This is a genomic window from Streptomyces sp. NPDC058459 (assembly GCF_042721685.1).
Taxonomy (GTDB): domain Bacteria; phylum Actinomycetota; class Actinomycetes; order Streptomycetales; family Streptomycetaceae; genus Streptomyces.
Window position 1 is genome coordinate 1 of record NZ_JBHXLV010000427.1, and the last position, 1,205, is coordinate 1,205.

Genomic DNA, 1,205 nt, shown 5'->3' on the forward strand with positions numbered 1-1,205 from the left:
GAACAGGAGGCTCGCCCGGAGGCGTGGTTCCGGCCGGCAGGAGTGCCGGGCCGAGAACCGCGCACCGGGCGGGCCCCCGGAGTCCTGCCGGACGTGCCGCCGGCCCCGCTCCGAGGTCGGACCACGGAGAGCGAGAGGTGACGCCGCCTCAGATGGTCGGGGTGTCGTCGACGACCGGCCGGTGGATCTCGACGACCGGCCTCCATCCCGCGGTGAAATCGATGAAGTCCGCGCGGGTGGGGTAGGTGTCGATCGCGCGACGGTCACGCTTGGGGCTTTCGCCCCCCTTGCGGCCCCGGGGAACCTGCTCCTCGAAGATGTCGACCTTGACGTCCGGAACCTCCTTGAGGCCCTGGCGCCAGATCTGCACGACATCGGCGCCGAACGCCTGCCTGGCCGCGGCGTAAAGGGCCGTGAGGGCCCCCTTGTCCCCGTTGGGCACGAAAAGCGCAAGATCCAGCACGACACCGGCGGACCGAAGGACCTCGATGGTCACCGAGCCGTCCTCGTCGGCCAGGAAGATTCCGGCTTCATTCGCGTCGTCGGGAAGGCAGGAGATCTCTTCCTGGAATATGGTTCGCGCCGTGACGGAGCCACCCTCGAAATGCTCACCGGACTTGGTCAGATAAGCGGGGACGTAGCAGCCGGAAAGCTTGAGTTCTGCCGTGTCGGCGGAAACGAAGAGCTTGTCCTTCACGTCGAGCTTCGTCACCTCTTCCCACGAGAGGCGGCGAGCGGCGATCTTCTCCGTGTTCACTATTTCCCTTTCAGGTCGCACTGTCCCTCCGAACGAGGACGCTATCACGAAACCTTGAGGTCAACTGCCCAGTACTGGGTGGGTAAATGGCCTCTGGCGACCTGTAGGGAGGGCGCCGGAGCGAGTACCGCCCGATCGGGATCGGACACCGGCCGGGCCGTGTCTCCGGTCATCGTGTCAGGGGCCGAATGGCGGTTGCATTCCGGTGCGTCGGGTGGCGCGGAGGAGCTAAAAAGAGGGGTTATGGTAAATATCACCCATAGCGCCTTCGGGGCGGGGTGAGGCGTTTATTTCCGTTGCGCATCTCGCAGAGCGCGGCGGAAACAGGGTGACGCGTGAACGGGAAGTCGCGCACCGAAGTGCACCCGAGTGCTTTGACGTTGTCGTTTCCGGCGGCGGCCTGCGTGATGACCTCGCAACTGCGGGAGTGGCCGACTCGGTACGGGCG

Annotated in this window: 2 protein-coding genes; both read right to left on the minus strand. The window is 65.7% G+C overall.

From position 1 onward, the window contains the following. Positions 1–148: 148 nt before the first annotated feature. Positions 149–757, minus strand: a complete 609-nt coding sequence (locus ACFWN1_RS33345) for a hypothetical protein (protein WP_384370531.1) — start codon at positions 755–757, stop codon at positions 149–151. A gap of 253 nt (positions 758–1,010) precedes the next feature. Continuing rightward, positions 1,011–1,205: hypothetical protein (locus tag ACFWN1_RS33350; RefSeq protein WP_384370534.1), on the minus strand; the 195-nt coding region annotated here is incomplete at its 5' end.